Below are 25,121 nucleotides of genomic sequence, written 5' to 3'. Positions count from 1 at the left end.
CTCTGTTAGGCCAGAGCCGTCCGACCCTCAAGGGATTTCGCTTGAAACCGGGCCTTTGGGGCCTTACCAATCGCCGCACCTCGGGGTGCCTGCAAGGGGCTGAGATGCGCGACGCGAACCCGTTGAACCTGACCCGGTTAACACCGGCGGAGGGAAGGTATCGGACATATGCTCCTTATCTTGCCCATCTGCCGCAAAAAGGAGGATGCCGATGAAAAAGGCCCTGACATTTGCAGCGGGCATGATGATTGCCAGCATGGCAGGCGCGCAGACGCCCGTGCTGACGGTCTATGCCCCGGATTATTTCACGTCCGAATGGGGCCCCGGCCCGGCGATCGAGGCGGGGTTCGAGGCGCTTTGCGGCTGTGATCTGGAATACAAACCCGGTGACCTTCTGCCCCGGCTGATGCTGGAAGGCGACAAGACCCGCGCCGATGTGGTGATCGGTCTGAACACGGATGTGACGGCCAAGGCGCGGACCAGCGGGTTGTTCGGACCGCATGGGCAGGATCTGTCCCCCCTGACGCTGCCCATCGCCTGGACGGATGAGACCTTTTTGCCCTTCAACTACAGCCAGACCGCCTTTGTCTATGACAAGACGCGCGTCGACACCCCGCCTGAAAGCTTCGAGGCGTTGCTTGCGGCGCCGGATGATCTGAAGATCGTCATTCAGGACCCGCGCAGCTCGATCTCTGGTCTGGCACTGGTGCTGTGGGTCAAGGCGGTCTACGGCGACGAGGCGGAGAGCGTGTGGGAACAGCTTGCGCCGAAGATCCTGACTGTCACCAAGGGCTGGTCGGAAAGTTACGGCCTGTTCACCGATGGTGAGGCGGATATGGTGCTCAGCTACACGACCTCGCCCGCCTATCACATCATCGCTGAAGAGGATGATACAAAGGCCGCCGCGATCTTTCCCGAAGGTCATTATTTCATGGTCGAGCTGGTCGGCAAAATCGCCGCCACCGAACAGCCGGAACTGGCCGATCAGTTCATGGCCTATGTCCTGAGCGGAGAATTCCAGCAGATGATCCCCACCGGCAACTGGTCGCTGCCCGCCGCCTTGCCAAGGTCCGAGTGGCCCGAAGGTTTCGACACGCTGCCCCTGCCGGACAAGACGCTCTTCTTTGACGAGGTGCAGGCCGCGGCCGTGCAGGACGAAGCGATTGAGGAATGGCGACGCGCCCTGTCGCGCTGATCGCCGGATCGCTTGTCGCCGGGCTGACCCTGGGCCCGGTGGCGGCGGTGGCGTGGCGCGCAGGTGTTCTGACGGGGCTGGAGCCCGCCGACTGGGCGGCGCTGCGGTTTACCGTCATGCAGGCGCTTTTGTCGGCGGCGCTCAGCGTTGGCTTCGCCATTCCCGTTGCACGGGCGCTGGCGCGGCGCGCCTTTCCCGGTCGCGCCTTGCTGATCGCACTGCTCGGCGCGCCGTTCATCCTGCCGGTGATCGTGGCCATTCTGGGTTTGCTTGCCGTCTTTGGCCGGTCCGGCGTGCTGAACCGTCTGTTAGAGGCCTTGGGTCTGCCCGAAGTGTCGATCTACGGGCTGCATGGCGTGATCCTTGCGCATGTTTTCTTTAACCTGCCGCTGGCGACCCGGCTGATCCTGCAGGGCTGGCTGGCCATCCCCGGTGAGCGTTTCCGGCTGGCCGCAACGCTTGGTTTCACCTCGCGCGATGTGTTCCGGGTGCTGGAGCGACCGATGCTGGCCTCGATCCTGCCGGGGGCCTTCGCGGTGATCTTTGTCATCTGCCTGTCATCCTTTGCCGTGGCGCTGACCTTGGGGGGCGGACCACGTGCGACGACGCTGGAACTGGCGATCTATCAGGCGGTGCGGTTTGATTTCGACCTCGCCCATGCGGCCTCTCTTGCGCTGGTGCAGCTTGGGATGGCGCTGGTTGCCGGGCTGGTGGCGCTGCGCCTGTCCGGCACTGGGCTGGGGGCGCAGGGGCTTGACCGCGTGGTGCCGCGCTGGGACACGAACAGCCCTGGCCTGCGCGCGCTGGATGCGCTCTGGCTGCTGCTTGTGGCGCTCTTCCTGCTCTTGCCGCTGGGGTTGGTGGCGGCGCGCGGTGCGCTTGGCCTGTTCAGCCTGCCGGGTCCGGTGTGGATTGCAGCGGCGCATTCGCTGGCGGTGGCTCTGGCATCAACACTGCTTTGCATCCTCTGGGCCATCCCGCTGGCCACGCGTCGCGGAGAGTTGTTGGGCCTTGCGGGTATCGCGCTGTCGCCACTGGTGCTGGGCACTGGGCTGTTCCTGATCCTGCGCGAGTTTGCCAATCCGTTTGCGCTGGCGCTGCCGGTGACGGGCGTGGTCAATGCGCTGCTGTCGCTGCCCTTCGTGCTGCGCATCCTGCGGCCAGAGGCAGAGGCGCTGCAGAAGGACTTTGGCCGGTTGGGCGACGCATTGGCGCTTAGCCCGCTGGCATGGTTGCGCTGGGTCTACCTGCCGCGTATGCGCCGCCCCTTGGGCTTTTCCGCCGGTCTTTGCGCGGCCCTGTCGATGGGGGATCTGGGCGTGATCGCCCTCTTTGCCGATCCCGACCGGGCCACACTCCCCTTGCAGATCTACCGCCTGATGGGGGCTTACCGGATGGATCAGGCAGCCGCGGCCGCGGTACTGCTTCTTGCGCTCAGCCTTGGGCTATTCTGGTGTTTCGACAGGGGAGGCCGCGCAAATGCTGGTTCTTGAAAACCTTGTGATAGGGGCGGGGGCGTTCCGCGTTTCTGCCGACTTAAGCCTCGGCTCAGCGGAGCGTGTCGCGATCATCGGCCCGTCCGGGGCAGGCAAGTCCACGCTTCTGGACGCGATCGCAGGCTTCCGGCCGCCGCATGCGGGGCGGATCCTTTGGAATGGCGTCGAGATCACCCATGATGCACCGGGAAAACGGCCCGTGGCGATGCTGTTTCAGGACAACAACCTGTTTCCGCATTTGACCGTGGCGCAGAACCTGGGGCTGGCATTGCATCCCGATGGTCGTTTGCAGAAGTCCGACCGCAGGGTGATCTCTGCCGCACTGGAGCGTGTCGGGTTGGCAGGGATGGAGGACCGGCGTCCCTCGGGGCTGTCCGGTGGTCAGATCAGCCGCGCGGCGCTGGCGCGGGTGCTGTTACAGGCCCGCCCGATCATGGCACTGGACGAGCCGTTTGCGGCGCTTGGTCCAGCGCTGAAGGTCGAGATGCTGGACGTGGTCGGCAAGGTGGCGGACGAGATCGGGGCGCATGTCCTGATGGTCAGCCATGATCCGCAAGACGCGCAGCGTTTCGCGTCGCAGACCATCTTTGTTGATGCTGGATCGGCGCAGGGGCCATTTCTGACCGATAGTCTGTTTTCAGACCCGCCAGAGGCATTGCGGGCCTATCTGGGCCGCTAGCGATATCGCAGTTAAACTCTGCATAGCGTGCTGGACGTCGGTGTCATACGCACTTGAACGGACTTTCTGGAGGATGGTGCAGCTTGGTTCACAGCGAAGGAATGACACCGGACGCGATGACCGGTGTAGAATTTTGGCTTCTGCACGCATCTGCGTAAAGGTCCGGCCGGCAGGATTTAGCGACACAACGCGGCGACTGCACAGATGTCAGTTTCTGATGTTAGCCCGGCGAAAACTCGTCGATCGACGAGACCAGCTTCGACAAGTCAGCCTCATAGAAACCCGCAGCGTTGATGCAATTCGTTTCGAGCATCTTTAGCCCATCATCCGTGCGACAGATGTCGATAACATAGGCGGGCACGTAATCTGGGTTCGCCTTGACCAGCATCTTTGCAAACTCCAAGGCGTCGTCATCAATTTCATGCCGGTAAACGACGCGCGAGCCGTCCTTGTAAAGAGAGAACGTTACGATCTCGTCTCTCACCGCCCACAGACGCCATTCTTTGAGTATGCGAACGGGCTTTGTGAACATCATTTCCGTATCGTGACGAAGTGAGCCATTTGGTATCTCGTGTGCTTCAAGGGCGAGTACCTTGTTGGCCAAATCGATGATTTCACGAGCGGACTTTACGTTTCCCGGCTCCTCCTTGCTGTCTTGCACCGGGCGTAAGAACCAGTCTTTCCCGTCGTCCGGCAGCTGTTCAGGAACGTCGCGCAGTGTCAGGAAAAGAGCATCCGCGCCATTAAGAAGAAATGGGTGCCACGGTGCTTCATGGACAAATGGTCTGATTTTGAAGACGCCGGGCTTCAGGTTATTGGCCTGTGCGTAGCGCCATAGGGCATAAGAACCGAACATGACCACTGCGTTCGGGTCGCTGATCGTCGGGGCCGGTGTCAGTTCGCCGATGAACGGAACGACTTTGTGCCACGTGTACGGAATTTCCAGCTGATCAAGTGCATCAGCCATTTTCCGAGTGTCCTCAAAATCCTGAAGTATCCATTGCATGAGTTTGTGCTCAGATCTGACAGCTTCGTTCCGCACTTACAAAGCATCATCAGGCAAAATGCTCAACAGCAGACATTGGACCTGCGTGTGATCTCAATGCGTGTGGGCTCAAGCCAAACATTCCGGAACATGCTGTGCATTCGCAGCATTGCTGCCTTCACTTGCCAGTCGTTCCAAAAAGAAAAGCCCCGCGTGAGCAGGGCTTTTCATGGTCTATCCAAACGTCGAAGGGTTTACGCCTCGGGCTTGTGCTTGCCTTTGAGTGGCGCCCAGATGCGCTTGTTCGTGAGGTAGAGCAGCACGGACAGCACGGTCAGGAACAGCACGGCGACAAAACCCGCATGCTGGCGCGCCATCATTTTGGGCTCTGCGGTCCACATCAGAAAGGCAGCAACGTCCTGCGACATGTGGTGCACGGTGTTGCTGTGGCCGTCGTCAAACTCGACCATTTCATCGGATAGCGGCGGTGCCATCGAAATCCAACCGCCCGGGAAGGCGTGGTTTTCGTAGAAGGTGGTGCCTGCTTCGACTTTTTCCTCGCCGGTATAGCCCGACAGGAGCGACGCGATGTATTCCGCCCCGCCAATGCCGCGGAACAGCTGGTTGAGGCCGGAACCGTAGGGGCCGTGGAAGCCCGCACGCGCCTTCGCCATCAGCGACAGGTCAGGTGCGCCAACTGCGTCATTCGCCGGGAACTTGTCGACGGGGCCAGCGGGACGGAAGTCATCCAGCTCGGCGTCGAACACTTCGAAATTCTCGGCGGCATAGGCGCGAACCTGTTCTTCGGTGAAGCCCGGGCCGCCTTCGTCGCCAAGCGTGCGCAGCGGGACGAACTTCAGCCCGTGGCAGGCGGCGCAAACCTCGGTGTAAACCTTGAGGCCGCGCTGCAGCTGGTTCTGGTCATAGCTGCCGAAGGGGCCTTCGTAGGAGAAGGCGAAGTCTTCGACATGGCCCTCATCGCCGGCAGCAAAGGCGCTGCCAGAGGTGAGGCCCAGGACCGTGACAGCCGCGATGGTGAGTTTCTTGAACATGCCTGTCAGTCCCCTGTTCATTCCGCCGGAGCCGTGTCGGACGGCTTGGCGTAGTGGGCGTTGAAGTCTTCCTCGATCGTCGCGGGCTGGGCCTGCGGCTTTTCGATCACGCCAAGCAGCGGCAGGATCACGAGGAAATAGCCGAACCAATACGCCGATGCGATCAGCGAGAAGGACGCATAGGGCTCTTCCGCGGGCATTGCCCCCAGCCACATCAGGACGATGAAGTCGATGACCAGCAGCGCGAACCACCACTTGAACATCGGGCGATAGCGGCCCGAACGTACCGAGGAGGTGTCGAGCCAGGGCGCCAGCGCCATGACTGCAATCGCGCCGAACATCGCCAGAACACCGAAGAACTTCGCGTCGATCAGGCCACCAGTGATGAAAGAGGCGATCTGAACAACCCAGACTTCGGAGGTGAAGGCACGCAGGATCGCGTAGAAGGGCAGGAAGTACCATTCGGGAACGATATGCGCGGGCGTCGCCAGCGGGTTGGCTTCGATATAGTTGTCGGGGTGACCCAGGTAGTTGGGCATGAAGCCGACAATTGCGAAGAAGATCACCATGATCACGGCCAGCGCGAACAGGTCCTTGATCACGAAGTAGGGCCAGAACGGAACAGTGTCCTTTTCGGCCTCGGCTTTCGATGCGCGGCGCACCTCAACCCCGGTGGGGTTGTTGTTGCCGGTCGAGTGGAAGGCCCAGATATGCACGGCCACCAGCGCTGCGATCACGAAGGGCAGCAGGTAGTGCAGCGAGAAGAACCGGTTCAGCGTGGCGTTGTCCACAGCCGGTCCGCCCAGAAGCCAGGTCTGGATAGGCTCGCCGATGAACGGGATCGCGCCGAACAGGCCGGTGATCACGGTCGCACCCCAGAAGGACATCTGGCCCCAGGGCAGAACGTAGCCCATGAAGGCAGTGCCCATCATGCACAGGTAGATCAGCATGCCGATGATCCACGTGATCTCGCGCGGGGCCTTGTACGACCCGTAGTAGAGACCGCGGAAGATGTGGGCGTAGACGGCCACGAAGAACAGCGAAGCGCCGTTTGCATGCAGATACCGCAGCATGTGGCCGCCGTTCACGTCGCGCATGATATGTTCGACAGAGGCAAAGGCCATGTCGACATGCGGTGTGTAGTGCATTGCCAGCACGATGCCCGTCACGATCTGCAAAACAAGGCAGAACGTCAGAACAATGCCCCAGATCCACATCCAGTTCAGGTTCTTTGGGGTCGGGATCATAAGCGTGTCATAGAGCAAGCCAACGATCGGAAGCCGTGAGTGGACCCACTTCTCGGTTCCGGTGCGCGGCTCGTAATGGTCGTGAGGAATTCCTGACATGGATCTCTCCTTAACCCAGTTTGATCGTGGTTTCGTCGACGAATTCGGCGACCGGGACATGCAGGTTCTGCGGGGCCGGGCCTTTGCGGATGCGTCCGGCACTGTCGTAATGCGATCCGTGGCACGGACAGAACCAGCCGTCGAACTCGCCAGAGCCGTTGCCGATCGGAACGCAGCCCAGATGGGTGCAGACGCCGATCATGACCAGCCACTTGCCGTCTTCGTCAAGCGCGCGGTTCTGGTCGGTGGCAGGGGCAGGCGCGCCATTGCCGACATTCGGGTTCTGTGCGGTGGGATCGATCAGGGTGTCCACGTCTACGGCACGGGCCTCGTCGATTTCGGTCTGGGTGCGGTGACGAAAGAACACCGGCTTGCCCAACCATTTGACGGTTAACTGCGTGCCCTCTTCGACACCGCTGATATCGACCTGGATCGAGGCCAGCGCGCGCACGTCGGCGGCAGGGTTCATCTGATTGACGAGAGGCCAGACTGCAGCACCGGTAGCCACCGCCCCGGCGCCTGCCGTGGCGTAGTAGAGGAAATCCCTACGGGTGCCTTCGTGATCTTCTGCGTGGGACACGAGGTTAACTCCATTCGTTGGGCCTTGAGAACGGCCAATACGGGTTTTGGCCGCGGTCTGGGCCGCAGCGTTTCCGAGGGCGTATTTAACGGGGCTATGTATGCCCGTCCAGAACACAAAATGACGTGAAGTCGATTAGCGCGCATGTGTCGCGGTTGAGCCGACGTTAAATGGCCTATATGAGTGGGTCAAATACACTCTGACTGCCCGATGAGGTTGCTCCATGAAAAAGGTGATTCTTTCTGCCGCCCTGGCTTTGTGCATGGGGGCGGGCGCAGCTTCTGCGGAAATGGAGCTTAGCGTCTATTCCGGCTGGCAAACCGCGCCGCATAGCCGTGCGACGGGCAACCACCCCGATGGTGGCAGCTATGACGCGTTGATCGGCTGGGAAGGCAAGTCCTTTGAAATGCCGCCCTATTACGGTCTGCGCGGCACGTGGTGGCGGGATGAGCGTCTGGGTTTCGGGCTCGAATTCACTCATGCCAAGGTCTATGCGCCTGATTCCGAACGCGAAAATATCGGTTTCGACCGGATGGAATTCACTGATGGGCTCAATCTGATCACGGTCAACGCCTATCATCGCTGGCTGAACCGTTGGGACGATTTCACACCTTATGTCGGTGGCGGCATCGGTCTGGCGATCCCGCATGTGGATGTGGAGTCCGCCGGGGGCGAGAAGACATTCGGCTATCAGGTGACGGGTCCCGCCGTCAGGGTTCTGGCCGGTGTGAGCTATGATCTCAGCGAACGGTTCGCGGTTTTCGGGGAATACCAGTTCACCTATTCCAACAATAAGGCCGACCTCGAAGGCGACGGCACTCTGGAGACGGAAATCAAGACGAACGCGCTTAATTTCGGTGTAACGCTGAAGTTCTGACGCGGCGATTGCGGATTTTCGGATCGAATGCAGAAGGGCGCCCGCATTGGCTGGGCGCCCTTTTGATTGGTCTGGGTAAGATCTGACCGCCGCTATGCCGGCGGGACGGTCGCTGTCATGGAGTCGCGTTCGGCAAAACTGGCATACCAATTTGCAAGCGCGTCATTGCCCTTGCGCCAGCCGCGCGCGTCATGACGAAAATCGACATAGGCCAGCGCACAGGCCACGGCAATCTGGCCCGCATCGAGCGGCCCGGACAGATGGCTGATCCACCGGGCGTTCAAAGCGGCGCAGGCATTCTCGATCTTGGCCCATTGCCCGTCCACGAACGCTTCCATCTGCTGGGCTTCGGGCCGCAGGCGCGATTCGTAGGTCATCAGAAGCGCGGCATCGGTGATTCCGTCACCGGTTGCTTCCAGTGTCTGCGTCTCCCAGCCCCGGGCCCCCGAGGGATAAAGCCCGGCATCGGCGCGCGCGTCCAGAAAGCGGCAGATCACCCGGCTGTCATATAGAGTGCAGCCATCAGGGCGTTCCAGCGCCGGAACCTTCGTCAGCGGGTTCTTTGCGGCCAGCCCTGTCGCGGGGGCGAGCGGCGTGCCGCTGGTTTCCTCAAGCGACACGTCCTGCAACTGGTCGGTTTCGTGAAGTATCACCATGACCTTGCGGACATAGGGTGAAGTCGGGCTGTAAAAGAGCTTCATCGCGGTGCCTCCCTCGCGGATCGTGACCTGAGGCGCAGACTAGGGACTAATCGCGGCAGCGCAACAGCTCTGGTGGTGCACCCGGTCGGGCGCGGGACGATCCAGGCGTCAGCCAGCCTTGGGGTGGGCCTTGTTATAGGCATCCATCAGATGAACCGTATCGACAGAGGTATAGGCCTGCGTCGTGGACAGTGACGAATGGCCAAGAAGTTCCTGTATCGCGCGCAGATCGCCACCCGCCGCCAGAAGATGCGTGGCAAAGCTGTGGCGCAATGCATGCGGCGTGGCCGTGGCTGGCAGGCCAAGCTGCAACCGGACCCGCGCCATAAGCTGCTGCACGATGCGCGGACTTAACGTACCACCCCGGACGCCGCGAAAAATGGGGGCGTTCTGCGACAGGTCGAAAGGGCAAAGCCTCAGATATGCCTCGACCGCATCGCGCGCCGGACCGATCACCGGCACGATGCGCTCTTTTCCACCCTTGCCGACGATACGAAGCACCTCGCCGATGGGCAGATGCGCCGGGGTCATGCCCAAAGCTTCGGAGATTCGCAAACCGCAGCCATAAAGCAGGGTCATGACCGCGATATCCCGCGCAGAGACCCACGGCGTTTCGGACTGCGTGCCCACCGTGTCCAGCAAATCGCGGGCGGCATCGACGCTCAGGGGGCGCGGAAGCTTCTTTTCGAATTTCGGGGCGCGTGCGGATAGAACGGCAGTGGGTTCGAAACCCTGCCGTTCGCCCAGCCAGCGATAAAAGGACTTCACCGCCGACAGTTTGCGCGCGACAGAACGTGCGCCGACCTCCTCTGCCCGCAGACGCGCCATCCAGGACCTCATTTCGGAAATGCCGACCTGCGTCAAAGGCGCCAGTCCCTGCGGGCCGCCCTGATGATGGGTCAGGAAGACAAGAAAGTCCCGCACATCGGCCCCGTAGGCTGTCAACGTATTGGCCGACGCGCCTTTCAGGGCCTTTTGCGAGATCAGCCAATGCTCCAGTGCGTCGCGCGCGGCTGGTGACAGAGCCAGGCTCATGACAGCCAGCGGCGCATCGACCTTTCGAAGACACCTGCGAAAAAGGCTAGCAGGTCGGTGCCTTGCTGGGCCGAGAATTGCTGGCCGTCCCGCGCGCCCATCACCAGCATGCCGGGCAGGCGGCCTTCGCCAAGGTCCAGCTTGAGGCAGGCCTCGGAATTTACGCTGTCTGCCGCATCCCCGTAAACGCGCGCGTCGACCACCAGAACCTCGCGCAGGGTGACTTGCCGGGCCGGGCCGCCACGGCCCATCGTCAAATAGCTGTCAATGAAGCCCGGGGCGCAGACCGACAGCACGTCACCAAGCTTCTTGACCGCCTCATTCTCTTCATCCTGGGCGGTTTCCAGAACGAGTTTCACGCAGTCGACACGCAGGATATCTGCAACGGGCCCGCCAAGGTCGCGCAAGAACCCTTCGAACTCCGTGGGGTCCAGCATCCGCAGGATGGCGCGATGCACCTGGTTCGTGCCTGCAAGGTTTTCGTATGCGGCGGCGATCACCGAACGATGCGTGTCCTCCAGCCGGTCCAGCCGGGTTTCCAGACGTTCCATCGCGATGCCGCGCAGATCGACGATATTGCCGCCCATTGCCTGTTCGTTCGCCGCAATCAATGCCTGCATCACATCCTGATCATCAAGGATGACATCCGGACGCGAAATAATCGTCTCCCTGAGGGAGTCGTCAATTTGGGGGCTGCTGCTCATGCTTGCCTCTGTTTTGTGTTTTTTGCGACCATAGCAGAGCTTGCGCGGGGAATGCCCGTTTTTTCGGGCGCGGTCCACGGAATTTGTTCACTGTGGCATCGCGCCAACGCAAAGGCGCCGCGACGGAGACCCGCGCGGCGCCAATTTTCGAAGCAATCAGTCCGGGATCAGACGATTTTGATGCCCGCCTGTTTGGCATCTTTGACGAACTGGTCCAGACCTTTGTCGGTCAGCACGTGGTTGGCCATCGCCTTGATCACACCCGGAGGGGCGGTTGCCACATCGGCACCGATCTTGGCGCATTCGCTCATGTGGTTGGCCGACCGGATCGAAGCGGCGAGGATATTCGTCTCGAACCCGTAATTGTCATAGATTTCGCGAATATCGGCGATCAGTTCCAGCCCGTCCATGTTCAGATCGTCCAGCCGTCCAATGAAGGGGCTGATGAACGTGGCACCGGCCTTGGCCGCCAGCAACGCCTGATTGGCCGAGAAACACAGCGTGACGTTGACCATCTTGCCTTCGTCCGTCAGCACTTTGCAGGCTTTCAGGCCATCCCAGGTCAGCGGCACTTTCACGGCGATGTTTTCGGCGATTTCTGCCAGTTTGCGGCCTTCCGCGATCATGCTTTCGGCATCCAGAGCGATCACCTCGGCCGAGACCGGGCCAGAGACCATGTCGCAGATCTCCTTGGTGACTTCGAGGATATCACGGCCGGATTTCAGGATAAGCGAAGGGTTGGTCGTGACCCCGTCCACCATGCCCAAAGCGTTCAGTTCGGCGATGGCATCGGTATCGGCAGTGTCTACGAAGAATTTCATGGCAGCACATCCTTGGTTGGCTTGGCTTTCGATTGCGGCTGTCATACCCCAAGGAGGGGGAAGAGAAAAACCCCTTTCGGACAGCGCAAACAAGCAAGGTCATTCATGGACGCTGGGTATTTCGACGAAGGCGAGCTGGTGGGGGTGCTGACGACGCAGCCCCTCGACAGAGTGCTGGACTATCGCGCCCCCGAAGGCGGCTGCCAGCTGGGCGCGTTTGTCGAGGTGCCGCTGGGCCCGCGCAAGGTTCTGGGCGTGATCTGGGGGCCGGGAAAGGGCGACTGGGACATCTCGAAGGTGCGTCAGGTGATACGCGTGCTGGATACGGCCCCCATGCGGGATGAGCTGCGCGCCTTTCTGGAAAAGGCCGGGGATTACACGCTGACGCCGATGTCAGCGATGCTGCGTCTGGCCACCCGCGCGCCGGGGCTGGGCGATCCGCCATCAATGCGCAAGGTCTACCGGCTGGGTCATGCCGAACCGGAACGCATGACCGATGCGCGCTGCCGCGTGTTGGAAGCGTTGAAGGAATATGGCGGGCTGTCCTTCACGTTAAAGGAATTGGCCGAAATGGCCGGCGTCACGACCAGCGTGGTCAAGGGGCTGGCCAAGCTGGGTGCGGTTGCCGAAGAGGACAGCCCCCGCGACCTGCCATTCCCCCGGCTGGACCCCGATCTTGGCAGCAAGGAGCTGACCGGCGATCAGGCGGTGGCGGCAGATACGCTTCGTGCGGGCGTGGCCTCTGGCAGCTATGGTACGGTCTTGCTGAAAGGTGTGACCGGCTCGGGCAAGACCGAAGTCTATCTGGAGGCCGTCGCAGAATGCTTGCGCCGGGGTCGTCAGGCATTGGTGCTGCTGCCCGAAATCGCGCTGACGGCGGAATTCCTGACGCGGGTGCAGGCGCGGTTCGGGGCGCAGCCTGCGGAATGGCATTCCGGCGTGACAATGACCGAACGCCGCCGGGTCTGGAAGATGATCGGGCAGGGCGGCGCGCAACTGGTCGTCGGTGCGCGATCGGCCCTGTTTCTGCCGTTCCGCGACCTTGGGCTGGTGGTGGTCGATGAAGAACATGACACCTCCTACAAGCAGGAAGAGGGCGTGCTTTATAATGCGCGCGACATGGCGGTGCTGCGGGCATCGCTTTGCGGGGCGCGGGTTGTGCTGGCCTCTGCCACGCCGTCGCTGGAAAGCTGGGCAAATGCCGATGCGGGCAAGTATGACAAGGTCGAGCTGACCTCACGCTATGGGCCTGCGGTGATGCCCGAGATGCGCAGCCTTGACATGCGCAGCGAAAGGCTGCCCTCGGATCGCTGGATTTCCAGTGCATTGCAATCGGCGGTGAACGCCCGGATCGAACGGGGCGAACAGGCGCTTTTGTTCATCAACCGGCGTGGCTATGCGCCCGTTACCATCTGTCGGGCCTGCGGGCATCAGATCGGGTGTGACCATTGCGACGCGCGGATGGTGGAGCATCGGTTCCTCAAACGCCTCGTCTGCCATCAATGCGGTGAGACGAAACCAATGCCAGAAATCTGCCCCTCCTGCGAGGCGGAAGGCAGGTTGGCGGCGGTCGGGCCGGGGGTTGAGCGCCTGACAGAAGAAGCGGTGAAGCTCTTTCCCGAAGCGCGGGTGGCGACGCTGTCTTCGGACATGTTCGGATCGGCCCGCGCGCTGAAGGCAGAGATCGAGGGCATCGCGCAGGGTTCTGCGGACATCATCATCGGTACGCAGCTGGTGGCCAAGGGGCACAACTTTCCGCTGCTGACCCTTGTAGGGGTGATTGATGCGGATCTGGGGCTGCAAGGCTCTGATCTGCGGGCGGCCGAACGCACCTTTCAGCTGATGCGGCAGGTTGCGGGCCGTGCCGGACGGGCCGAGAAATCCGGCGTGGCACTGCTCCAGACCTATCAGCCCGAACATCCTGTGATCCGCGCGATCCTGTCAGGGGACGAGGAAGGCTTCTGGAAGGCGGAGGCGGGCGAGCGCCGCCATGCGTGCGTGCCCCCTTATGGACGGATGGCGGGGATCATCCTGTCGTCATCCGATGTGCAAGAGGCGTTTGACCTTGGCAACGCGCTGGCGCGGCAGGACGCACCTTTGCGCAGAATTGGCGCGCAGGTCTTTGGCCCCGCGCCCGCTCCCATCGCGCGGGTCAGGGGGCGCCACCGTGTGCGGCTGCTGGTCAAGGCAGACCGCGGCACGCCGCTGCAACCGGCCTTGCGTCAGTGGGTGGGGCAATTCCGCCTGAAGGGCGACATGCGCCTGTCGGTCGATATCGATCCGCAAAGTTTCTACTGAGCGTCCGGTTTTTACGCATCAATGCTGGCAACTGCGCCACGTCACCCCGGTTTGTGCGTGGCTGACCTTGTTTGTCGGGCGGGGGCAATCTACATCCCGAACCATGAAACAGTGGATCCCCTACCTGAACAAGGCACCCACCGTTGCGGTGGTCCGGCTGAACGGTGCAATCGGCATGTCCGGGCGCGGCAGCCTGAACGACGAGGCCATCGGCCCGGTTCTTGAAAAGGCTTTCCGGCGCGGAAAGCCCGCGGCGGTGGCGCTCCAGATCAACTCTCCGGGTGGGTCGCCCGTGCAATCTTCGCTGATCGGCGCCCGCATCCGGCGGCTGTCGGAAGACAAAAAAGTCCCCGTTCTGGCGTTTGTCGAGGATGTCGCGGCCAGTGGCGGCTATTGGCTGGCGGCCTCTGCGGACGAGATTTTTGCCGACGAAAGCTCTATCCTTGGGTCGATCGGCGTGATCTCGGCCGGGTTCGGCGCGCATGTCTTCCTTGCCCGCCAGGGGATCGAACGGCGCGTCTATACTGCGGGCCGGTCGAAATCGATGCTGGACCCGTTCCGCCCCGAAAACGAAGAGGATGTCGAGCGGCTCAACCGTCTTCTGGGTCAGATCCACGAGAATTTCATAGCCCATGTTCAGGCACAGCGCGGCCCCAAACTGGCACAGGATCCAGAGCTTTTCACCGGCGAGATCTGGCTGGGCAAAGCGGCAGTGGAAGTGGGGCTGGCCGACGGGATCGGGCACATGATGCCGGTTCTGAAAGAACGCTTTGGCGACAAGGTTCGCCTGCGCCGTTACGGGCTGAAACGCCCCTTCCTGTCGCGGTTCGGCATGTCTCTGGCGCAGGACGCGGTCTCTGGCATCGAGGAACGCGCCCATTTCGCGCGCTTCGGTCTCTGACGTGGTAATCAAGATTGTCATCCTGTTTCTGGTGGGCATGGGCGTAATGGCCATGTTTGGAAAACTCCGGTTCCCGGGCAGCAAGCGGTTGGCTTCGGCGAAATGTCCCAAATGCGGGCGCTACAGGATCGGACGCGGGCCCTGCGCCTGCGGTCACGGAAAGGGCTGACATGGTCTGGTTGATGTCGGGGCTGGGGCTGGTCATTCTGCTCCTCGCCGGGGATGCGCTTGTCAAAGGCGCAGTGAATCTGAGCCTGCGGGTTGGTATCCCGGCACTGATTGTCAGCTTGACCATCGTGGCTTTTGGCACCTCTGCACCAGAGCTGCTGATCGCGATCAGCGCCGTGCTGGAAGGCGCGCCGGGTCTGGCTCTGGGCAATGTGGTGGGGTCGAATACCGCCAATATCCTGCTGGTGCTGGGCGTTCCGGCATTGATCTCGACGCTCAGCACGTCCGAGTGCAAGACGCATAAGACTTACGTATTCATGCTGATGTCATCGGTCCTGTTCATCGGGCTGGCGTTCACGGGCGTATTCGATTGGAAGGTCGGCCTGATACTGCTGGCGGCTCTGGCGCTTATCCTTGCCGACGCGATACGAGACGCGCTGGCCCACCGGCGTGACGCCAAGGCCAATGAGCTTGAAGACGTCGAGGGCGCGGACCCGGACATGCCCTGGTGGCGGATCGTGGGCTTTCTTGCGTTGGGATTGGTCGGGCTTCCTCTCGGCGCGAACCTTCTGGTCGAGAACGCCTCGATCATCGCGCGCATGTATGGCGTCAGCGATACGGTGATTGGCCTCACGCTGGTTGCCGTGGGCACGTCGCTGCCGGAATTGGCAACCACAGTCATGGCGGCGCTGCGGCGTCAGGCGGACGTGGCGCTTGGCAACGTGATCGGTTCGAACATGTTCAACCTGCTCGCCATCATTGGTATTGCGTCATTTGTAGGCCCGATCCCGGTTGATCCGGAATTCCTGCGCTTTGACCTATGGGTGATGCTGGCGGCGTCCCTGGTGCTGTTCCCCTTCGTCTGGATGCGGTGGAACATGTCCAGGGCCTGGGGCGGCGCGTTCACCGCCCTATATGTCATCTACGTGGTGGCCATCCTGATCTGAGGCCCAATGCGGCCAACTGGAGGAACGTCATGACGATTGCATTAGTGACAGGCGCGGGCAAACGGCTGGGCCGGGCCATGGCGCTTTACCTCGCTGGACGCGGCTTTGACGTCGGTGTGCATTACGGCAGCTCCGCAGAGGCCGCAAATGATGTCGCAGAGGAGATCCGCGCGATGGGGCGCCGTGCAGCGCCCTTGCAGGCGGACCTGCTGGACGAGACGCAGGTGCAGGCGTTGCTTCCCGCCTGCCGTGATGCGCTTGGCGGACCGGTGACATGCCTTGTCAACAACGCGTCGATCTTTGAATATGACCGGATCGAGACCGCGACCCGCGACAGCTGGGACCGGCATATCGAAAGCAATCTGCGCGCACCTTTTGTGCTGTCTCAGGCGATGGCGGCAGAAATCCCGGACCCGACGCCTGACGAAAACGGCGAACCGGTGGCGCAGGGGCTGATCGTCAACATGGTTGACCAGCGGGTGCGAAAGCTGACGCCGGAATTCATGACATATACCATCGCGAAGATGGGGCTCTGGGCCTTCACCCAGACTGCGGCGCAGGGGCTGGCGCCGCGTATCCGGGTCAATGCCATTGGCCCCGGCCCGACGCTTCAGGGCGCGCGGCAAAGCGACGAGCATTTCGCGCGACAGCGCGCGGCAACTGTTCTTGAGCGTGGCTCCAACCCTTCTGACATCACCGCCGCACTGGGATTTCTGATCGAGTCGCCGGGCGTCACGGGGCAGCTGATTTGCGTCGACGGAGGCCAGCACCTGGGTTGGCAGACCCCGGATATTCTGGGCACAGAAGGGTAGTGCCGGGGAAGTTGTGCACGGGCGTAACGATTGTCGCAAAACCTTCATAGAAACTTTAATGTTTTCAATAATTTGGCGCAGGTAAAAAATAAATACATTTGTTTTCATGCACTTGGGGGGGTGCCTAAAAATTAGGCAAATTCACGAAAGGGGCCGAAACCAACGAAAATTTCCGTGTGAACCAAACTTGTCCGCAGAGTTATCCACAAGAATCGTGGATGCCTTAGCTCTTGCTCCCGGTGCCGATAGTGTGCAGCCATCACAGAGAATCACGTAAAGAAAACCATGGTCGACGAGAACGAGCAGACGACGGGGAATGCGCCTACCGGGCACCGCCTGATCCAGTCCTACCTCAAGACGCTTGACAGCTCTCCGGGGGTGTACCGGATGCTGGATGCGCAGGCGCGTGTGCTTTACGTCGGCAAGGCGCGGAACCTCAAGGCGCGGGTGTCGAACTATGCCCGGCCCTCGGGGCATTCGGGGCGGATTGCGCGGATGATCCGAGAGACCGCGTCGATGATGTTCCTGACGACGCGGACGGAAACAGAGGCGCTTCTGCTTGAACAGAACCTCATCAAGCAGTTGAAGCCGCGCTATAATGTGCTGCTGCGCGACGACAAGTCCTTTCCGAATATCCTCGTCTCCAAGGAACATGCCTTTCCGCAGATCAAGAAGCATCGCGGCGCGAAGAAGGACAAGGGGGCCTATTACGGACCCTTCGCCAGCGCGGGTGCGGTCAACCGGACATTGAACCAGTTGCAGAAGGTGTTTCTGCTGCGCAATTGTTCTGACGCGATGTTCGAGAGTCGCACCCGTCCGTGCCTTCTGCATCAAATTCGGCGGTGTTCCGCTCCTTGTGTGGGCAAGATTTCAGAGGCCGAATACCTTGAAAGCGTGGCCGAGGCGGAACGGTATCTTTCGGGCAAATCGACCCAGATTCAGGAAACGCTGGCGCGACAGATGCAGGAGGCGTCAGACGCGATGGAGTTCGAGCGTGCGGCGGCGCTGCGAGATCGGATTCGCGCGCTGACGCAGGTGCAGACATCCCAAGGCATCAACCCGCGCGGCGTGGCGGAGGCGGATATCATCGCGCTTCACATGGATGGCGGGCAGGCCTGCGTGCAGGTGTTCTTTATCCGCGGCAACCAGAACTGGGGCAACCGTGATTTCTATCCGCGCGTGGGGGCGGATGTCGAAGAGGCAGAGGTGCTGGAGGCCTTCATCGGTCAGTTCTACGACACCAAAGAGCCGCCCCGGATGCTGCTTTTGTCCCACGCGATCGAGAATACCGACCTGATGGAAGAGGCGCTTGCGGGAAAGCTGGGCCGTAAGGTCGAGATTCTGGTGCCGCAACGCGGGGAGAAGGCAGAGCTGGTTGAGAGCGCAGCCCGCAATGCCCGCGAAAGCCTTGCCCGGAAGCTCGCCGAGACGGCCAGCCAGGCGCGGTTGCTCAAGGGCATCGCCGAAGCGTTCGACCTTGACGGACCCCCGAAGCGGATCGAGGTTTATGACAACAGCCACATTCAGGGCACCAACGCCATTGGCGGGATGATCGTTGCGGGGCCAGAGGGGTTCATCAAGGGGCAGTACCGCAAGTTCAATATCCGCGGCGATGACCTGACCCCCGGGGATGATTTCGGGATGATGAAAGAGGTGCTGAACCGCCGGTTCAAGCGTCTTCTGAAAGAAGATCCGGACCGGGACAAGGGCATGTGGCCCGACCTATTGCTGATCGACGGTGGCGCGGGGCAGGTCTCTGCCGTGGCCGAGATCATGCGGGAACACGGTGTCGAGGATATCCCGATGGTGGGCGTGGCCAAGGGGATCGACCGTGACGCAGGCAAGGAAGAATTCCACCGTGTGGGCCAGCGCCCCTTCGCGCTGCGCCACAATGATCCGGTGCTGTATTTCGTGCAGCGCATGCGGGACGAGGCGCATCGTTTCGCCATCGGCACGCATCGTGCCAAGCGGGCCAAGGCCGTGGGCGCGACGCCGCTGGACGAAGTGCCGGGTGTGGGTGCGTCGCGCAAGCGGGCGCTATTGGCGCATTTCGGGTCAGCCAAGGCAGTGAGCCGCGCAAACCTGTCCGACCTGAAGGCCGTTGATGGCGTCTCTGGCGCGTTGGCCGAACGGATATACGCCTATTTCCACGAGAACGGTTAGGGCCTGACCCGTTCAAGGCAGGCGGCGCACCCAAAATGAGCGCTTCCGCGCGCTCTTTTTTCAGCCAGTGGAAGCGTGACGCGCCAAGGTGACCTGCGCGTCCGGTATTAACTGGTGCGCAGGTTGTTTTGGTCGGCAGGACGCGGGTTCAGATCACTTGTTGGGCCGCGTCACGGATGGCGCGGATGTTCTGGCCATAGATTTCGAGCGCGCCGACCGAGCCGCCTTTGAAAACGGCGGACCCGGCGACAAGAACGTCGGCGCCCGCAGCCGCAACCAACGGAGCGGTCGACGGGTCGACGCCACCATCGATCTGGATGTGAATGTCGCGGTCCCCGATCATGTTGCGAATGGTTTTGACCTTTTCGACCTGGCTGTGAATGAACTTCTGTCCGCCAAATCCGGGGTTCACGGTCATGACCAGCACCATGTCGGCAAGGTCCAACAGGGTTTCTACCGCAGAGGCGGGCGTGCCGGGGTTCAGCGCCACACCTGCCTTGGTGCCGGTGGCCCGGATGGCCTGCAATGTGCGGTGGATATGGGGGCCGGCTTCGACATGGGCGGTGATCATATCGGCGCCTGCGTCCGCATAGGCGTCGATATAGGGATCGACCGGCGCGATCATCAGGTGCACATCCATGAAGGTTTTGACATGCGGGCGGAAGGCTTTGACCGCAGGCGGGCCGAAGGTCAGGTTCGGAACGAAATGCCCGTCCATGACATCCACATGCACCCAATCGGCGCCCTGATCCTCTATCGCGCGGATCTCCTGGCCAAAATTGGCAAAATCGGCGGAAAGGATCGACGGAGCGATCTTGATGGAACGGTCGAAGCTCATGGTGGTCTCCTGCGCTGGTTGAGGGCGCTTTATCAGTAGCCGCGGTCCCGGTCTACAAGGTGATTGAGCGGCAGGCCGTCCTCGGCCCGCCGGATGTTCTGTGCGATGGTGCGGGCGGCGGTCTTGGGCCGTGTTTCTGACGCGATATGGGGCGTGACCGTTACCTTGGGGTGTGCCCAGTAGGGGTCATCGGCGGGCAACGGCTCTACGCGGAAAACGTCAAGCGTGGCATGTGAGATATGGCCCTCATCAAGCGCCGCGATCAGCGCCGCGTCGTCAATCAGGCCACCGCGTCCGGGGTTGATGATGACGGCCCCTTTGGGAAGCCGTGCGAGCGCGTCCGCGTCGATCAGATTTTCCGTATCAATGGTCAGTGGAAGGAGCAGAACGAGGATCGCCGCTGTCTCAAGCGCCTTTGTGAAACCGTCGGACCCGTGCAGACGATTGATGCCGGGCGTGTCGCCGGGCCGTCGGCTCCAACCCGTCACAGGAAAGCCAAGGGTCCGAAGCGCCTCGCCGCAGGCGGTGCCAAGGGCGCCGTAGCCCAGAATGGTGACCGGGCGGTCCTCTGCCAGAGGGGGCGCACCGAGAGCCCATTCATGCGCGGGGTTCACGATATGCGCATCCATGCCCAGATGGTGCCGCAAAACGTGGCCTGTGACCCATTCGACCATGCCTTGCGTCAATCCGTGGTCCACCATGCGCGCAAGCGGAACATTGAGCGTCTGGTTGCCAGCGACGCCTTCGACGCCGGCCCAGAGGTTCAGGACGGCCTTCAGCCGCGTGTAGGGCGTGAAATCCTGCACGTCGCTGCTGGGCGCGTAGACGATGTAATCCACCACCTGTGGGTCGAACGTGGTTCGCAGGTCAAACTCCAGCCCTTCGGTTGTCAGCGCCTCACGCAGAGGAATCTCGTAATCGGGCCAGTCCGCCTGATCGGCGGCGAAAAGTATGTTGACGCTCATGGAGTTCCCTTAACGTGGTCGGTGGATATGGGCGCTTTGCACCAGGCCGAAGGCGATCATCAAGACCAGCATCGCCGAGCCGCCATAGCTGACAAGCGGCAGCGGGACACCGACCACGGGGGCCAGCCCCATCACCATCGACATGTTGACGGCAAAGAACAGGAAAAACGTCAGCCCGACCCCAAGGGTGAGGAGCGAGGAGAACCTGTCGCGGTTCTGAAGGGCGGAAATGATGCAGAAGATCAGGATCAGCACATAGAGCGCCAGCAAAGAAAACCCGCCGATAAAGCCGAATTCCTCGGCCAACGTGTTGAAGATGAAGTCGGTATGCTTTTCAGGCAGAAAGTTCAGCCGTGATTGCGTGCCCTGCATGAAGCCGCGGCCCGTCCAGCCGCCGGACCCCATCGCGATCTTGGCCTGCGTGATGTGATACCCGGCGCCAAGCGGATCGGTGGACGGATCGAGGAACGTATCGATACGGCGGAACTGGTAATCCTTGAGCAGTTGCCAGTCCGTGCCGCGGCTTTGGAAAACCGCAGCGATCGTGCCCCCCGCAAGGGCGAGCACCACGGCGAAATAGGCCCAGTGGACACCGGCAAGAAACATCATCAGCCCGCCTGCGGTGACGAGCAGGATCGCAGTGCCAAGGTCTGGCTGTTTGAGCACCATGGCGGTTGGCAGAAGGATGATCAGGATCGGCGGCAGCACCCAGAGCGGTCTCGACGTATTACGCATCGGCAGCCAGTCGTAATAGGCGGCAAGGAACATAACGAGGGTGATCTTCGTCAGCTCTGAAGGTTGCAGCCGCATGAAGCCAAGATCGATCCAGCGCTGTGCGCCCATGCCGACCGTGCCGAACAGTTCCACGAAGACCAGCAGCATGATCGAGACCAGATAGGCGAGCGCGGCCATGTTGCGCCAGAACCAGATCGGCACAAGCGCCACGAGGAACATCGCGACAAACCCAAGGGCATAGCGCTTCATCTGCGGTTCGGCCCAGGGAGAGAATGACCCGCCCGCGACGGAGTAGAGCATCAAGAACCCGATGCTGGCCACCGCCGTCAGTAGGAGTGCGAGGGGCCAGTTGAGGTAAAGCACCTTGCGCAGCCCCGACGGGACGGCCTTGACGGTATATTCAAGATAACTCATGCCCGGCTGCGCCCATCGCTTTCGGGCAGGCGGCGTTCGCGTTCCAACCGTTCCTGTTGTGCCTTGATGCGGCTGCGATCCTTGCTGGGATAGGCACTGAGCGGCGGGTCGCCGCCGTAAAGTGCCTGAAGTGCCACGTCCCGCGCAATCGGCGTGGCCGCGCCAGAGCCACCGCCATGTTCGACAACCACGGAGACGGCGATTTTGGGTGCCTCGTAGGGTGCGAAGGCCACGAACAGGCCGTGGTCGCGCCGCTCCCACGGAAGGTCATCGTTGCTGGTCACGCCTCGGGCGCGTTCGGCGGCCGTAATGTTTCGGACCTGGCTGGTGCCGGTCTTGCCCGCCATGCGAAACGCCTCTTCGGCGATGCGCTGGCTGTAGGCGGTGCCGCGCTTGTTGTTCGAGACCGCGAACATCGCCTTGCGGATCCAGCGCAGGTGGTTCTCGTTGAAGCCAAGGCTTTCGCCGACCTGGCTTTGGGTTTCGACGCCCTCGATCGATTTCACCAGCCGGGGCGTCACTTTGCGGCCCGTGGCCAGCCGCGCCGTCATCACCGCCAGTTGCAGCGGCGAGGTCAGCACGAATCCCTGCCCGATGGAGGCGTTGACCGTGTCCCCGATCACCCAGGACGACCCGCGTTCGCGTTCTTTCCACGCCTTGGTCGGGGTCAGCCCCTCGGTGACGGCGGACATCGGAATATCGTGCGAGGCACCCAGCCCGAGGCGCAGCGCCGTTTCGGTGATTTTCTCGATCCCGACCTTCAGCGACAGGTCATAGTAGTAGACGTCACAGCTTTCGCGCAGCGAGGTTTCGAGGTTCATGTGACCATGGCCCCGACGCTTCCAGCAGTGGAATTTGCGCCCGCCAACTTCAAGGTGGCCGGGGCACCAGACAGTTTCCTCGGGCGAGATCACACCCGCATCCAGCGCCGCCAGCGCCGTCACCATCTTGAAGGTAGAGCCGGGCGGATAGGCATCCTGCACGGTCTTGGACGCCAGAGGGCGATGCGTGTTGTCGCGCAGGATCGCGTAGTCATCAAAAGAGATACCGCGCACGAATTTGTTGGGGTCATAAGACGGCGACGAGGCGATGGCCAGAACGTCGCCTTCGGTCAGATCCATCACCACGACAGAGGCGCTTTCGGGGCCAAGCCGGGCCTGAATGTAGTTCTGAAGGCCATTGTCGACGGTCAGTTGAAGGTCGGCGCCCGCTTCGCCCTCGCGGCGGCCAAGTTCGCGCATTACACGGCCAACAGCGTTGACTTCGACCCGTTTCGCGCCGGCCTTGCCACGCAGGGCCTCTTCGTATTTCGCCTCCACCCCGACCTTGCCGATCTGGAAGCGCGGGATGCGCAGCAATGGTTCAGGGTCTTCATAGCGCGCCAGATCACGTTCAGAGACGGGGCCGACATAGCCCGCCACATGCGCAAAATCAGATCCCATCGGGTAATGCCGCGACAGGCCAACCTCGGGCGTGATGCCGGGCAGGGCGGGGGCGTTGACGGCCACGCGGCTGATATCGTCCCAACTGACGCGGTCGGCGATGGTGATCGGCAAGAACGGCGCGGAGCGGTCCATCTCGGCCATGGCGCGGCTCAACTCGTCCTCGTCCAGCCTGACCAGAGCCGACAGACGCTCGATCACCTCTTCGACATTGCCTGCATCCTCGCGCACCATCGTGATGCGGTAGGACGGCGCGTTTTCGGCAATAACAGCACCGTTGCGGTCAAAGATCTGGCCGCGCGCGGGCGGGATCAGCCGGATATTGACGCGGTTCTCTTCGGCAAGAAGGCGGAACTCATCGGCCTGTTCGACCTGCATGTACCGCATGCGCAGGCCAAGCAATCCGACAAACCCCAACTGCATGCCGCCAAGGATCAGCCCGCGCCGCGATATGCGGCGATAGCTGTCGACGGTATCCTTTGGCGAGCGTCTCATATCTTGCGTCCCAGAGTGTCTACTTCGCCGGGGGCGGCGTGGCGCACCCCTAGCAGCAGCCGCGAAAGCATTACCACCACCGGATAGGCAAAGGCTGTCATCGCCAGCTGCATCAATGCCAGGTACAACGATCCAGGCGCGTACATGACCGACAGCAAGACCAACCGGTTGGCAAGCGTTGCAAGCGTCAGCGCGGATACTACCGTAAGCCATTCCATAGCGAAAGACGTGTCGCGGTGGCGACGCTGGCGTCGTTTCAGCCATTCGACAGTGATCACGATCAACGCGGCCCAAAGTCCTGGAGGACGTTGAAACATCAGATCCGCCAGCAGCATCACCGCCGCGACAGATAGGGCTGGCACGTATTCAGGGCGTCGGATTGCCCAAACCACGCTGAGTGCAACCATGAAGTCAGGCGCGGCCCATCGGCGCGGCATGGTTTCCAGCGGCAACAGGTGAAAGAAGATCACCACGAGGCACAGCGCCACATAGGCCGCGCGCATCGTCCACAATCTGGATGGGCTTTGATCAACCATTGCCATCCTCGACTTCCGTGACGGGATCGGCGGCCTGTTCTTCGGGCGGCAGCACCTCGTCGGGCAGCGTCAGCGGGGCGATCAATGCGCTGGGGCTTTCAACCCTGCGGCTGCCGTGGTCCCGCAATACGCGCAGGAATTCGAGCCGTTCGTAATCGGCGGCGAGCCGTGCGCGGAAACGTCCGCCCGGGTCTTGTGCAACCTGACCGATCAGCAGGCCCGGCGGGAAGACCTCGCCGTCGCCGCTGGTCACGATCCGGTCGCCGGGGCGCACCTGATCGGGGTCTTCCAGAAAATCGACAGGCGGGGCGGCAGAGTTATCGCCAACAATCAGCGCCCGCTGGCCCGAAGGCTGGATCGTCGCAGGGATGCGGCTGGAGGCATCGGTCAGCAGGATCACCCGGCTGGTATTCTCGCCCACGCCGGAAATCCGTCCGACAAGGCCGATGCCGTCCATAGTCGCCCAGCCATCCACGATCCCGTCGCGCGCCCCGACATTCAGAAGGACCGATTGGCGAAAGGGCGAACCGCTATCGGCCAGAACCACGCCCGTCACGAAGGTCAGCCTTGGATCAAGCCGCACATTGTTAAGGTCGAGCAACCGGGCATTTTCCTGCTCCAGCTGCAGAGCGGCCTCTTTCCACGACTTCATCTGCTGCAATTCGCGGCGCAGTTCCTGATTCTGTTCGTAGATGCTCTGGTAGCTCTGGAAGTCGCGGATCAGGTGGACCGTGGCCGTCACCGGCACCATCACCCATTCAAAACCCGGCATCACCCTGTCGATGACCTGTGCGCGAAACCTCTCGACGCGCGGGCTGTCGATCCGCCAGACCAGAAACAGCCCGATCAGACACAGCACCAGCACAGACACCAGCAGCCGTCGCAACGGGCCTGTGTAGTCTTCGCTTTGTGAACGATCTCTGGCCAAAGGACCCC

At 61.8% G+C, this 25,121-nt stretch carries 23 protein-coding genes and 1 riboswitch; of the genes, 9 read left to right on the top strand and 14 right to left on the bottom strand.

Annotated features, from left to right (window positions below):
• Nucleotides 1-71 precede the first annotated feature (71 nt).
• Nucleotides 72-172: riboswitch (TPP riboswitch) on the top strand.
• Between the two features lie 39 nt (nucleotides 173-211).
• The 3 genes from thiB to EDD52_RS03615 are packed head-to-tail and all read left to right on the top strand — an operon-like array spanning nucleotide 212 to nucleotide 3,370.
• Entirely contained in the window at nucleotides 212-1,195 is a 984-nt protein-coding gene (gene thiB / locus EDD52_RS03625; protein ID WP_132241876.1) for a thiamine ABC transporter substrate binding subunit, read from the top strand.
• Nucleotides 1,171-2,688, top strand: a complete 1,518-nt coding sequence (locus EDD52_RS03620) for an ABC transporter permease family protein (RefSeq protein WP_132241874.1) — start codon at nucleotides 1,171-1,173, stop codon at nucleotides 2,686-2,688. Before thiB ends, EDD52_RS03620 begins: the two co-directional genes overlap by 25 nt.
• On the top strand, nucleotides 2,675-3,370 hold the full coding sequence (locus EDD52_RS03615) for a thiamine ABC transporter ATP-binding protein (RefSeq protein WP_132241872.1): 696 nt from the start codon (nucleotides 2,675-2,677) through the stop codon (nucleotides 3,368-3,370). Before EDD52_RS03620 ends, EDD52_RS03615 begins: the two co-directional genes overlap by 14 nt.
• A 220-nt stretch (nucleotides 3,371-3,590) precedes the next feature.
• Here EDD52_RS03615 and EDD52_RS03610 read toward each other — a convergent pair whose 3' ends face one another.
• From EDD52_RS03610 to petA, 4 genes are all read right to left on the bottom strand, one after another.
• On the bottom strand, nucleotides 3,591-4,337 hold the full coding sequence (locus tag EDD52_RS03610; protein ID WP_207905960.1) for an ATP-grasp domain-containing protein: 747 nt from the start codon (nucleotides 4,335-4,337) through the stop codon (nucleotides 3,591-3,593).
• 272 nt (nucleotides 4,338-4,609) lie between these two features.
• On the bottom strand, nucleotides 4,610-5,407 hold the full coding sequence (locus EDD52_RS03605; RefSeq protein ID WP_132241868.1) for a cytochrome c1: 798 nt from the start codon (nucleotides 5,405-5,407) through the stop codon (nucleotides 4,610-4,612).
• Between the two features lie 17 nt (nucleotides 5,408-5,424).
• On the bottom strand, nucleotides 5,425-6,753 hold the full coding sequence (gene petB / locus EDD52_RS03600; protein WP_132241866.1) for a cytochrome b: 1,329 nt from the start codon (nucleotides 6,751-6,753) through the stop codon (nucleotides 5,425-5,427).
• Nucleotides 6,754-6,763: 10 nt separating this feature from the next.
• A complete protein-coding gene (gene petA / locus EDD52_RS03595; RefSeq protein WP_132241864.1) occupies nucleotides 6,764-7,333 on the bottom strand; it encodes a ubiquinol-cytochrome c reductase iron-sulfur subunit in 570 nt (189 codons plus the stop codon).
• Between the two features lie 223 nt (nucleotides 7,334-7,556).
• Here petA and EDD52_RS03590 point away from each other — a divergent pair, with 223 nt between their 5' ends.
• Nucleotides 7,557-8,210, top strand: a complete 654-nt coding sequence (locus EDD52_RS03590; protein ID WP_132241862.1) for an outer membrane beta-barrel protein — start codon at nucleotides 7,557-7,559, stop codon at nucleotides 8,208-8,210.
• A gap of 92 nt (nucleotides 8,211-8,302) precedes the next feature.
• On the opposite strand, the gene EDD52_RS03585 is transcribed toward EDD52_RS03590, so the two are convergent.
• The 4 genes from EDD52_RS03585 to fsa all read right to left on the bottom strand — a co-directional run bounded on the left by EDD52_RS03585 (nucleotide 8,303) and on the right by fsa (nucleotide 11,471).
• On the bottom strand, nucleotides 8,303-8,911 hold the full coding sequence (locus EDD52_RS03585; RefSeq protein ID WP_132241860.1) for a glutathione S-transferase: 609 nt from the start codon (nucleotides 8,909-8,911) through the stop codon (nucleotides 8,303-8,305).
• Between the two features lie 108 nt (nucleotides 8,912-9,019).
• Complete coding sequence (locus EDD52_RS03580) at nucleotides 9,020-9,946, bottom strand: tyrosine recombinase XerC (protein WP_132241858.1); 927 nt, start codon at nucleotides 9,944-9,946, stop codon at nucleotides 9,020-9,022.
• Nucleotides 9,943-10,650, bottom strand: coding sequence for a DUF484 family protein (locus EDD52_RS03575; RefSeq protein ID WP_132241856.1), 708 nt, complete (start codon nucleotides 10,648-10,650; stop codon nucleotides 9,943-9,945). Before EDD52_RS03575 ends, EDD52_RS03580 begins: the two co-directional genes overlap by 4 nt.
• A 167-nt stretch (nucleotides 10,651-10,817) precedes the next feature.
• A complete protein-coding gene (fsa, locus tag EDD52_RS03570; protein ID WP_132241854.1) occupies nucleotides 10,818-11,471 on the bottom strand; it encodes a fructose-6-phosphate aldolase in 654 nt (217 codons plus the stop codon).
• A gap of 105 nt (nucleotides 11,472-11,576) precedes the next feature.
• On the opposite strand from fsa, the gene EDD52_RS03565 reads away from it, so the two are divergent.
• The 5 genes from EDD52_RS03565 (at nucleotide 11,577) to uvrC (ending at nucleotide 18,760) form a co-directional block, all read left to right on the top strand.
• Nucleotides 11,577-13,769, top strand: a complete 2,193-nt coding sequence (locus EDD52_RS03565; protein ID WP_132241852.1) for a primosomal protein N' — start codon at nucleotides 11,577-11,579, stop codon at nucleotides 13,767-13,769.
• 103 nt (nucleotides 13,770-13,872) lie between these two features.
• On the top strand, nucleotides 13,873-14,670 hold the full coding sequence (locus EDD52_RS03560) for a S49 family peptidase (protein ID WP_132241850.1): 798 nt from the start codon (nucleotides 13,873-13,875) through the stop codon (nucleotides 14,668-14,670).
• 170 nt (nucleotides 14,671-14,840) lie between these two features.
• Nucleotides 14,841-15,785, top strand: a complete 945-nt coding sequence (locus tag EDD52_RS03555) for a calcium/sodium antiporter (RefSeq protein ID WP_132241848.1) — start codon at nucleotides 14,841-14,843, stop codon at nucleotides 15,783-15,785.
• A gap of 29 nt (nucleotides 15,786-15,814) precedes the next feature.
• Nucleotides 15,815-16,597, top strand: a complete 783-nt coding sequence (locus EDD52_RS03550; RefSeq protein ID WP_132241846.1) for an SDR family oxidoreductase — start codon at nucleotides 15,815-15,817, stop codon at nucleotides 16,595-16,597.
• Nucleotides 16,598-16,882: 285 nt separating this feature from the next.
• Nucleotides 16,883-18,760 carry an excinuclease ABC subunit UvrC gene (uvrC, locus tag EDD52_RS03545; protein ID WP_132241844.1) on the top strand — a complete coding sequence of 626 codons (1,878 nt, stop codon included), beginning with the start codon at nucleotides 16,883-16,885 and terminating at the stop codon, nucleotides 18,758-18,760.
• A 148-nt stretch (nucleotides 18,761-18,908) separates the two neighbouring features.
• Here uvrC and rpe read toward each other — a convergent pair whose 3' ends face one another.
• The 6 genes from rpe to mreC are packed head-to-tail and all read right to left on the bottom strand — an operon-like array spanning nucleotide 18,909 to nucleotide 25,113.
• Nucleotides 18,909-19,598, bottom strand: a complete 690-nt coding sequence (rpe, locus tag EDD52_RS03540) for a ribulose-phosphate 3-epimerase (protein ID WP_132241842.1) — start codon at nucleotides 19,596-19,598, stop codon at nucleotides 18,909-18,911.
• 32 nt (nucleotides 19,599-19,630) lie between these two features.
• On the bottom strand, nucleotides 19,631-20,563 hold the full coding sequence (locus tag EDD52_RS03535; protein WP_132241840.1) for a 2-hydroxyacid dehydrogenase: 933 nt from the start codon (nucleotides 20,561-20,563) through the stop codon (nucleotides 19,631-19,633).
• Nucleotides 20,564-20,572: 9 nt separating this feature from the next.
• Nucleotides 20,573-21,712: a rod shape-determining protein RodA gene (gene rodA / locus EDD52_RS03530; protein WP_132241838.1), complete on the bottom strand. Its 1,140-nt coding sequence runs from the start codon at nucleotides 21,710-21,712 to the stop codon at nucleotides 20,573-20,575.
• Nucleotides 21,709-23,649, bottom strand: coding sequence for a penicillin-binding protein 2 (gene mrdA / locus EDD52_RS03525; RefSeq protein ID WP_132241836.1), 1,941 nt, complete (start codon nucleotides 23,647-23,649; stop codon nucleotides 21,709-21,711). The genes rodA and mrdA overlap by 4 nt, the downstream gene beginning before the upstream one ends.
• Nucleotides 23,646-24,191, bottom strand: a complete 546-nt coding sequence (locus tag EDD52_RS03520) for a rod shape-determining protein MreD (protein WP_341539831.1) — start codon at nucleotides 24,189-24,191, stop codon at nucleotides 23,646-23,648. Before EDD52_RS03520 ends, mrdA begins: the two co-directional genes overlap by 4 nt.
• Entirely contained in the window at nucleotides 24,178-25,113 is a 936-nt protein-coding gene (mreC, locus tag EDD52_RS03515) for a rod shape-determining protein MreC (protein WP_132241834.1), read from the bottom strand. The genes EDD52_RS03520 and mreC overlap by 14 nt, the downstream gene beginning before the upstream one ends.
• Between the last annotated feature and the right edge of the window lie 8 nt (nucleotides 25,114-25,121).

This window comes from Primorskyibacter sedentarius, from assembly GCF_004342065.1.
GTDB classification, from domain to species: Bacteria; Pseudomonadota; Alphaproteobacteria; order Rhodobacterales; family Rhodobacteraceae; genus Primorskyibacter; species Primorskyibacter sedentarius.
Note: the sequence above shows the minus strand (reverse complement) of the source record. Positions and strands in the feature narration are given on the sequence as shown.

Excerpts from the sequence above, each read along its gene's own strand:
- EDD52_RS03585 (WP_132241860.1), bottom strand. The coding sequence starts at position 8,911 with ATGAAGCTCTTTTACAGCCCGACTTCACCCTATGTCCGCAAGGTCATG.
- mrdA (WP_132241836.1), bottom strand. The coding sequence starts at position 23,649 with ATGAGACGCTCGCCAAAGGATACCGTCGACAGCTATCGCCGCATATCG.
- EDD52_RS03520 (WP_341539831.1), bottom strand. The coding sequence starts at position 24,191 with ATGGCAATGGTTGATCAAAGCCCATCCAGATTGTGGACGATGCGCGCG.
- fsa (WP_132241854.1), bottom strand. The coding sequence starts at position 11,471 with ATGAAATTCTTCGTAGACACTGCCGATACCGATGCCATCGCCGAACTG.
- thiB (WP_132241876.1), top strand. The coding sequence starts at position 212 with ATGAAAAAGGCCCTGACATTTGCAGCGGGCATGATGATTGCCAGCATG.
- uvrC (WP_132241844.1), top strand. The coding sequence starts at position 16,883 with ATGGTCGACGAGAACGAGCAGACGACGGGGAATGCGCCTACCGGGCAC.
- petB (WP_132241866.1), bottom strand. The coding sequence starts at position 6,753 with ATGTCAGGAATTCCTCACGACCATTACGAGCCGCGCACCGGAACCGAG.
- EDD52_RS03615 (WP_132241872.1), top strand. The coding sequence starts at position 2,675 with ATGCTGGTTCTTGAAAACCTTGTGATAGGGGCGGGGGCGTTCCGCGTT.
- EDD52_RS03555 (WP_132241848.1), top strand. The coding sequence starts at position 14,841 with ATGGTCTGGTTGATGTCGGGGCTGGGGCTGGTCATTCTGCTCCTCGCC.
- EDD52_RS03590 (WP_132241862.1), top strand. The coding sequence starts at position 7,557 with ATGAAAAAGGTGATTCTTTCTGCCGCCCTGGCTTTGTGCATGGGGGCG.
- rpe (WP_132241842.1), bottom strand. The coding sequence starts at position 19,598 with ATGAGCTTCGACCGTTCCATCAAGATCGCTCCGTCGATCCTTTCCGCC.
- EDD52_RS03535 (WP_132241840.1), bottom strand. The coding sequence starts at position 20,563 with ATGAGCGTCAACATACTTTTCGCCGCCGATCAGGCGGACTGGCCCGAT.
- rodA (WP_132241838.1), bottom strand. The coding sequence starts at position 21,712 with ATGAGTTATCTTGAATATACCGTCAAGGCCGTCCCGTCGGGGCTGCGC.
- EDD52_RS03610 (WP_207905960.1), bottom strand. The coding sequence starts at position 4,337 with ATGGCTGATGCACTTGATCAGCTGGAAATTCCGTACACGTGGCACAAA.
- EDD52_RS03605 (WP_132241868.1), bottom strand. The coding sequence starts at position 5,407 with ATGTTCAAGAAACTCACCATCGCGGCTGTCACGGTCCTGGGCCTCACC.
- EDD52_RS03560 (WP_132241850.1), top strand. The coding sequence starts at position 13,873 with ATGAAACAGTGGATCCCCTACCTGAACAAGGCACCCACCGTTGCGGTG.
- EDD52_RS03565 (WP_132241852.1), top strand. The coding sequence starts at position 11,577 with ATGGACGCTGGGTATTTCGACGAAGGCGAGCTGGTGGGGGTGCTGACG.
- EDD52_RS03580 (WP_132241858.1), bottom strand. The coding sequence starts at position 9,946 with ATGAGCCTGGCTCTGTCACCAGCCGCGCGCGACGCACTGGAGCATTGG.
- EDD52_RS03620 (WP_132241874.1), top strand. The coding sequence starts at position 1,171 with ATGGCGACGCGCCCTGTCGCGCTGATCGCCGGATCGCTTGTCGCCGGG.
- EDD52_RS03550 (WP_132241846.1), top strand. The coding sequence starts at position 15,815 with ATGACGATTGCATTAGTGACAGGCGCGGGCAAACGGCTGGGCCGGGCC.
- EDD52_RS03575 (WP_132241856.1), bottom strand. The coding sequence starts at position 10,650 with ATGAGCAGCAGCCCCCAAATTGACGACTCCCTCAGGGAGACGATTATT.